This is a genomic window from Streptomyces achromogenes subsp. achromogenes (genome assembly GCF_000720835.1).
Classification (GTDB): Bacteria; Actinomycetota; Actinomycetes; order Streptomycetales; family Streptomycetaceae; genus Streptomyces; species Streptomyces achromogenes.
This window is the reverse complement of sequence record NZ_JODT01000002.1, coordinates 359,205-366,902: the sequence shown is the minus strand read 5'-3', so window position 1 is coordinate 366,902 and position 7,698 is coordinate 359,205. Positions and strand designations below refer to the sequence as shown.

Sequence of the window (7,698 nt, the reverse complement as noted above, 5' to 3'; positions counted from 1 at the left end):
AACGACAGCAGCAGACTCACGGTCGGTACCCCGTCACCGCATCAGGAATGGTGCACTTTCATCCGTACGAGGTGGTGCACGTTCGCTTGTACGCCGACACCGGTTTCCGTGAGCTCCAGGAAGGCCAGAAGGTGAACTTCGACGTCACCCAGGGCCAGAAGGGCCCCCAGGCAGAGAACATCACCCCCGCCTGAGCCCACACACCCCTCGGCAGCTGACTTCGCCCGCTCCTGATCGACTTTCAGCCACTCGGTCGATTGTGCGCAAGTCGCTCCGTTGCGGTGCCTGTATGACTGATCCCCCTTTGGCCGCGGCCTCGAAGGACCTGCATGCATCCGCGCCGATAGGCCAGCCCCGGCCCAGCCGCGGGGCCGGATGTGGCCGTGGCCATGGGCCTGGGCAAGTCGATCACCAGGAGGGGACGATGGCGACGATCTGGGTCCTTACCCAGCCCAAGGACGAGAGCAAGCAGCGGGCGATACGGGCCGATGTGATCATGGGCGTCAGCGGTGACATGGCGTTGTCGAGAGGCAGGAAGCCGGAGCGGATCTCGGGTTGCGGCAAGCGGCAGGCCGGTTTGTTCCTGGCTGAGGATCGGCAGGTTCTGCCAGTTGTCGCCGCGGCAGAGTCCCGCCGGACTGCTAGCGAGTTCTCATCCGATGCCAAGGGGAATCCAATAGATACTTCCTGAAAGCCCCTCAGGGGCTCCGGTGCTCCCCCTCCAGCTGGCGAAAATTTCCGCCCTTTCACCTTTCCGGAGCAGGAGTGATACGCTCCCCTGATCCATGGGGTCGACGGTGGTCTTCACCTCCACCCCATTCGCCTTGAGTGTCGGAAAGAATTGAATTCCCGACCCGACCCTGGTGTTATTGAACCCAGCCACAAAAAGCATTCCGTAGCACTCGGCCGTGTGGTACCTCGACGAAATTCCAGCGTTGAAGTCGCCGATCGCCGTCGGGCTATCAACGGGCCCATTGGAGGTGAGTGTTCCGTTGAGGACGGTGTCTCCGTGGACGGTGAGGTTGCCGATGTCGAGGTCGGGCTTGATGACACTGACCTGGGCGGAGAGGATGCGGATGACGGGGTTGGTGGGGTCGCCGGTGGTGGCGCGGAGGTAGAAGGTGGTGTCGGATTTGATGCCTTCGAGGGGGAGTCTGGTGCGGTTGGTGACGTCGCGGTTGACGTCGCCGTAGAGAAGTTCGTAGGTGGCGTTGGCGGAGCGTTCCCAGGTGAGGAGGACGTCGCCGCCGTTGGGGATGATCGAGGGTTGGCACAGGAAGTTGCGCAGGTAGAAGTCGGCGGGGAATTTGCCGAGGTTGAAGACGCTGGGCCGGTTTTGGAAGGCGGCGCCTCCGGTGCGGGAGCGTTCGGTGACGGTGATCGGGGCGGTGCCGACCTTGCGGCTGATGGGGATGTCGGACAGCTGGATGGTGAATCCGGTGTCCGGGCCGATGGGTGCGTGGCTGCCGGTGGGCGTGCAGACGAACTCCTTGGCCGTAGCGTCCAGGCGTACGGTCCAGCCGGTGAGGCTAATCCGGGGGCTGATCTTGGTCAGGTCGGTGGCGAGGTCGGGTGCCATCGTCCCGGCCGGGACCTTTACCCTGATCCACTCGACGTCGGCCGGGGTGCCGCTCTGCCGGGCGACCGAGATCACGATCTCCCCGATCTCCTCGGGAGCCTGCGGATTCTCGGGCGACGCCTTCAGCGGACTCGGGGTGGTGGAGAGGGTGTACGACAGCAACGGGTCGTTGGCCGCGGTGGTGTCAGCATCCTGGGTCTGGATCACGACGGTCATAGAGCGCTCCTTCAGATTCGCGGGCGCGCTGCCCCGGGAAGGGACGGCGCGGTGGCATCGGGGTTGTCGTCTCAGTGGTCGGCGCGGGTATGGGCGGCGGCGTCGTCGAGGGTGAGGAACCCGGAGCGGATCTCGGGTTCGGCCAGGGGCAGGTCGTACTGGTCCTGGGTGAGGATCGGCAGCTTCTCCCATTCACCGCCACGGTTCTCCGACCAGGTCCAGGTGCCGAGGACGCCGGCTGGGGCCGGCATGAGGACGGTCTCCTCGCTCTCGCCCTGGGGGCCGCGCAGGGCGGTGGTGGCGGCCAGGAGGGGTCCGGTGCGGAAGTTCACGCTCATGCGGGTGATCGCTTGGTCGGTGAACTCCTGCGGGACGAACACCTTCTTGGTGGCCAGGATGTCGGTGGTGGCGTGCACGGCCGCTCGTGGGTCGAGCAGCACGGTGGTGACCGCGGTGCTGTTCTCACCGAAGTCCAGCTCGAGCCTGGGCTTGTCGCCGATGGGTCGCAGATACTCTCCGGCACCGGGGGCCGGGTCGATGACCGTCTCGAAGTGCTCGTAGTCGTTGTCGAGGACATAGCCGACCAGGCCGTCGTCGCTCTGCTGCGCCTCGCCGAGACGGATCGACCACGGGTAGCCGGGCAACTGGGAGAGGGTGGGTTCGAAGAGGTTGTGCCAGCTGACGTCGGTGCGCAGGGGGCCGCGGAGGTTCATGGTGAGGCGGGTGCGGACCAGCGCGAGGGGTCGGCCGAGGAGGAAGCCGAGGCCGGGGTCGGCCGGGCCGTCCGGGTCGATGGTCTCCAGGGTGCGGTCGAGGGTGGCGCGGAAGGCGTCGAAGGTCTGCTCGCCGCGGGTCTTGACCGCGTTCAGCAGCCGGTAGGTGTGCCGGCTGAATGCCTCCAGTTCCTCGAAGCGGGTCATGTCGGAGCCGGGCAGGGGCGTCCACTCGACCTTCCGCTGACCGGCGGCGTTCAGGATGACGCGCAGTTCGCCGAGCGTGGCGCCGTCGGGTGCATAGACGACGAGGGACTGGTCGAGGCGGTTGTGCAGCAGCCAGGCGCAGACGGGATTGGTACCCGGCGTCAGGTCGGTGTCCTCGTCGGTGGTGGCGGCGAGGAAGTCGAAGCGCAGGCGGGCCGGCTGGAGCAGGCGCGGTCCCAGCTCGACCAGCCGCTCGGGGGTGTCGTCGCTGACAGGGTGGGCCGGGCGCATGGTGTCCGGCATCTCGGGGTGGAAGCTGGTGGGGTCGGCCGCGATGAGGTTGACGGAGCGCCCGAAGCGGTCGACGACCGCGACGTCGAGGAAGGCGAGCTGGCCGGCGCGCAGGTCCTGGAAGGTGGAGACGGGGTCGGGGTCCCAGTCGTTGGCCTTCAGCGGCCCGGGGTCGGGCGGGGGGTAGTCGCCGTTGCCGATCAGGTCGGCGAAGTCGCCGGATGGCTGGAGGCCGGCCAGGGGTTGGCGTTGGGCGATCGCGGCGCCGAACCCGTCGAGGGTTTGGGAGAGGTAGTTCGCATTCCGGGCCTGGGAACGGACACGCAGCACGGCGTCGGCGGGCAGCTGGTCGCGGACGCGGGCGTAGGTCTGCAGGGTGCCGTCGATGATGTGACCGGCGGTGGGGGCGAGCATCTGGCGGCCGGAGACGACGAGCGGCGTGCCGGGCTCTCCGGTGCCTTTCCACTGGTAGCGGGAACCGTCGATGAAGTCCCAGTGCGCCGTGTCACCGTCACGGAACGGCAGGGGGAAGTACTCGGCCTTCCACAGCAGGAACAGCGGCTGCCAGGGCATCGCCCACGGTCTTGTGCCGTACTCGGGCAGCATCCCGGTGACGTCCCGGATCGCGCCGCTGCGCAGGGCGCGGTCGAGGATGAGGAACTCGCTGAGCAGCGCGGGGAAGCAGGCCGGCTGCTGGCCGGTGAGGTTGATCTGAGCCGCGGTCGCCGCGACGTCGGCGGTGGTGATGCCGGAAGCGCCGGTGACCAGGCGTTCGGGGGTGCGGCACGGCAGCGCGGTGTCGCGGCTGAGAGGGGCGTGGAGGTTGGCGCCCTCCAGGGTGAGCACCGGGTCGGCGCTGTACTCGAAGTCCTCGGCCGGGACGCGGATCAGGCGGCGGGCGGCCCGGGCGCCGTAGGCCGGGTACACGGCGTCGATACGCGCGGACAGGTCCTTCTCGCTCTTGCCCCAGGGCAACTCGGCACGCTGTGCGGCCAGGTCGCGGGCGAGGGCGACGACACGGCCGGCCGCGCCGTCCGCGTTGCCGGCATCGAGTTCGGCGTCGATACGGGCATTGAACTCGTCCGACCGGCGTTCCAGGCGGCTGAGCCACCACAGGTGGTAGAGGCGTTCGCGGGCGGCGTCGAGTTCGGCTTCGGTGGCGTCATGCGCGGCTTGGCGGCGGTTGAGGTCGGCGACGGTATCGGCCTCCGCCGCCCGGGCCGCGCGGGAGATGGTGCGGCCGGTCTCCTCGCCACGTTCACCGATGAACCAGCGGTACCCGCCGGCGACCGGACCGAAGGCGCTGTCGTGGGCGCGGCGGTCGATGAGAATGTCGGCCTCGGGCCGGTCACTCTCCTCCAGGGCATCGATGCCTCCCAGGAGGAAGGCCCGGAAAAGGTCGGCCTCATCCGCAGACAGCGCTCCTTGGCCGTCGGCCCGGACGCCGAGTTCGCCGACGGCTTCGGCGATGCTGTTGGACACGATCACGGTGACGTCGGCCGGCTGCGGGCAGGGCGAGTCGGGGACGGGGCCGGTCAGGTCCCAGTCCACGCCCAGGACCGTGCCGGAGTAGACGGAGGAGCGGATGCCGCTGCCGGAACCGACCGGCGACCGCCACTGCAGGCGCTCCAGCAGCGCGGCCAGGTCGTCGGTACCGGCGAGGATGTCGCGGTCCGGCTGGGCGTACCAGCCGGCGACGAAGTAGCTCAGCCGCTCCCGCGAGGGCAGTTCCCCCTCGGGGGTGTCCAGGAGGGTGTCGTGGAGGGAGAAGACGTTGGTGTTGTAGGGCTGGAAAACTGAGAAGGTCGGCAGGCCGGGGCCGATCGCGGTGAGGAACGGCTCGCGCCGGTCGGTGGGCTCGTGCCAGGGGCCGGTGAGTTCGTGGCACTTGCCGATCAGGGTCGCAGAGGGTTCTTCGCTGTCGGGGTCCTGGAAGGAGACGGTGCCGTCCATCGGGTCGAGGTAGTCGCTCTCGACGACCCACGCCTTGAGCCCCCGGGTGCTGTCGGCGTGGCGTACGACGAGCCACCGGTTGGGCACCAGCGGGAAGTCGCCGACGCCTTCCTCCTCGTCGTGGCGGCCGCGGGTGAGAGCGGCGGGAAGCTCCCACTGCAGGTAGACACCGAGGCGGTCCTCGCGGCCGGTCCATTCCTCGGGGCTGGAGAACGGGGCGGGCTCGGCCGGGACGCCCTGGCCGACGTCTTTGAAGTTGGTGATCCAGCGGTGGAACACGTGGGTGCCGGTGTCGCGGGTGGCCCTGTTCACGGCGAGGGCCGCCACTTCGACCGGCACGATGAGGGTGGTGTCCACGGACATGGCCCGAGGTCCTTTCGGTCAGCGCATTGGCAATGCAGCGCGGGGACGTGGAGTCAGGGCCGGGAGAAGGTCTGGGCCTGCGGCGCGTTGATCATCTGCAGGGCGAACTGCGCGGAGGAGATCCGCTGCCCACCGGTGAGCCCGTGCGCGCTGGACAGAGCGGGCACCAGGGCGTCACCGGTACCGTCGACATTGAGGACATCCTTCCCGCCCGGGCGCAGGAAGCGCCGGAAGCGGCTGTCGTCGGCAGGCGGTGGTGGAGGGAACTCGCCCATGGGGTGCCCGATGCGGTCTCCGGTGATCTCGCGGAGCTCGATGGTGCCGCGGTCACCGATGCCGAAGCACAGACCCCGAGGGGGCTCGGCAAGCTCGAAGCGGTCGATGACCTCGGGGAAGAGCGCCAGGCGGATCTGAGTGCCGAAGACGGCCTCGCGCAGGGGTTCGACGACTCCGGTGCCCTTGTAGGCGGTAACGATCGTTTTGGGCCAGTTCTCCACCAGGCTGGAGTTGACGAGCACAGCACACTTCGGCACCGGACCGCCGCCGGTCGCCAGAGCGTTGAGGTCGGCGTCCAGGGCGTGGCCGACTCCAACGCTCAGCGCCCCGTCCACCGCGGCCCGCACCCACGCGGGATCCACGTAGGCGAAGCGGATGCTCTCGGCCGGCAGCGCGCGGGGGTCGGGGACCAGGTGGGAGAGGCTCAGCAGTTCCAGGCGGCGCAGCGCCTCCAGCCAGTCGGTGACCTTCTTGAAGTCGTCCGGGGCGGCCTGGGTGAGCAGGCCGGCGAGGTCAGGCTGGGCGAGGACGGCACGCGCGTCGCCGACGATGCGGCGGGTGCGGGCCGCCGTGCGGCGGCGGCCGGCGCGCAGCTGGGGGCCGGCCTGGTCGAGGGCCTGGTTGAGGCGGGCGCCGCCGGAGCGGGTGTCGCCGTCAGTGAGGAGACGGTCGAATGCCTCGAACGCGAGCGGCGCGGTCAGGTGCCGGCCGCTCAGTGTGCTCGCGGCGGCGTGGGCGAGCTGCGGGTGGGAGGCCAGACGCCGAGCCGCGGAGCGTGCCGCGGAGCGGAACTCCATGAGGGCGTTGCGGAATTCGGCGTCGGCGAGGGCGAGGGTGCGGCCGGTGTTGAACGCTGCGGCGTAGGCGGTGTCGAACACGCCGTAGCGCTGCAGGTAGATCAGCGCCTCGCCGGGTGAGTCCAGGCGGCCTTCGGGGCCGGCGGCCGGGTCGGGCAGGTCCTGGGCGGGCTGTGCGGTGAGCGGGCCGCGGTAGAAGGCGAGTGTGCGCTCGCCGGTCTCCAGGCGCTGCGGCAGGGCCACGGCCCCGGACGCCATCCGGTCCACGGCTTCCTTCTGCGCTCCGGCGGGGTTGGCCGGTGCCGTGGTCGGAACCCGTAGGCGCAGCTCGTCCGCGGGACGCGGGATGGGCTCGTCGCCGGTGCCGTCGTCGGTGGCGGCCAGGTGCTGTGCGAGGTCGCCGAAGCCGACGCCGGAGTCGGGTTCCGTGGTGAAGGACCAGGAGGCGAGGGAGACCAGACGTACGCCGTCGGTGGGCGCCGGTCCGGTCAGGTGCCGGTCGTGGCCTTCCAGGGAAACGAGGTGAACGACGTGACGCCCGCCGGTGGCTGCGGGAAAGCGGTTGGCGACGAGGACGGCGTTGAGTTCGCCCTCGTCCGGCTCGGGGTCCGTGCCGGCGCGGGTGTGGTCGGCGTCGGGGCGCCCGCCCTCGCGCAGGTGCGCGAGGTAACCCATCTCCCCCGGCAGCGGTTTCACCGCGTCGAACAACGCGGCCGGAACGAGGACGGAGGCGCACTGCTCGTCGTACTCCTCGGGGCGCATGCTCTCCGGGTCGATGACCGGCACCGCACCGGGACCATGCGAGCCGTCGAGGAGCTCGCGCACGCTTTTGGCGATGACGAGGCCGACCGCCTCCTCGTCCTCGGGCAGTTCGTCCTCCCGGAACAGCAGGAGGGCCATCCACGGCACGGCGCCCGGCTGGCCGTCACCGAGCAGGCGGGCCCACGGCAGGCCGGGGGCGTCGAGGTTGATGTGGGCGAGAGTCTGGCTGTAGGTGCCCACCGCGTCCGGCACGGGGAACTGCGCGTTGATGCCGGTCGGGTCGAAGCTGAAGCGCGGCTGGACGACGTCGAAGGGCTGCGGGCTGGCATCGATGGTCCGGTCGCTGCCGCCGACGTCCCTGAGGACCTGACGGTTGTCGATCCGGTACCGGCCCGCATAGAGAGAGGGGATGCGATGGTCGAAGAACCGCGTGCGGTGCTGGGCTTCCGGCGTGCTGGTGCGCGGCTGGTGGGCGGGTTCGGACGTGGTGGTCACGGAGCGTGCCTTTCGACAGGACGCGGCGGGCGGGTGAGGGCGGGGC

General features: G+C 69.9%; 5 protein-coding genes. 2 read left to right on the top strand and 3 right to left on the bottom strand.

Features of this window, described 5'->3' with window-relative positions:
* The coding region (locus IH25_RS42070; protein WP_342447325.1) for a cold shock domain-containing protein at positions 1-194 on the top strand (194 nt) is incomplete at its 5' end.
* A gap of 230 nt (positions 195-424) precedes the next feature.
* On the top strand, positions 425-691 hold the full coding sequence (locus IH25_RS41085) for a hypothetical protein (protein ID WP_157846937.1): 267 nt from the start codon (positions 425-427) through the stop codon (positions 689-691).
* On the opposite strand, the gene IH25_RS38465 is transcribed toward IH25_RS41085, so the two are convergent.
* From IH25_RS38465 to IH25_RS37330, 3 genes are all read right to left on the bottom strand, one after another.
* Positions 653-1,795 carry a hypothetical protein gene (locus IH25_RS38465; RefSeq protein WP_051753740.1) on the bottom strand — a complete coding sequence of 381 codons (1,143 nt, stop codon included), beginning with the start codon at positions 1,793-1,795 and terminating at the stop codon, positions 653-655. The two genes, IH25_RS41085 and IH25_RS38465, sit on opposite strands and share 39 nt — an antisense overlap.
* 71 nt (positions 1,796-1,866) lie before the next feature.
* Positions 1,867-5,322, bottom strand: a complete 3,456-nt coding sequence (locus IH25_RS42065) for a protein kinase family protein (protein ID WP_245172680.1) — start codon at positions 5,320-5,322, stop codon at positions 1,867-1,869.
* Positions 5,323-5,375: 53 nt separating this feature from the next.
* A complete protein-coding gene (locus IH25_RS37330; RefSeq protein ID WP_030602564.1) occupies positions 5,376-7,652 on the bottom strand; it encodes a hypothetical protein in 2,277 nt (758 codons plus the stop codon).
* Positions 7,653-7,698 lie beyond the last annotated feature (46 nt).

Excerpts from the sequence above, each read along its gene's own strand:
- IH25_RS41085 (WP_157846937.1), top strand. The coding sequence starts at position 425 with ATGGCGACGATCTGGGTCCTTACCCAGCCCAAGGACGAGAGCAAGCAG.
- IH25_RS38465 (WP_051753740.1), bottom strand. The coding sequence starts at position 1,795 with ATGACCGTCGTGATCCAGACCCAGGATGCTGACACCACCGCGGCCAAC.
- IH25_RS42065 (WP_245172680.1), bottom strand. The coding sequence starts at position 5,322 with ATGTCCGTGGACACCACCCTCATCGTGCCGGTCGAAGTGGCGGCCCTC.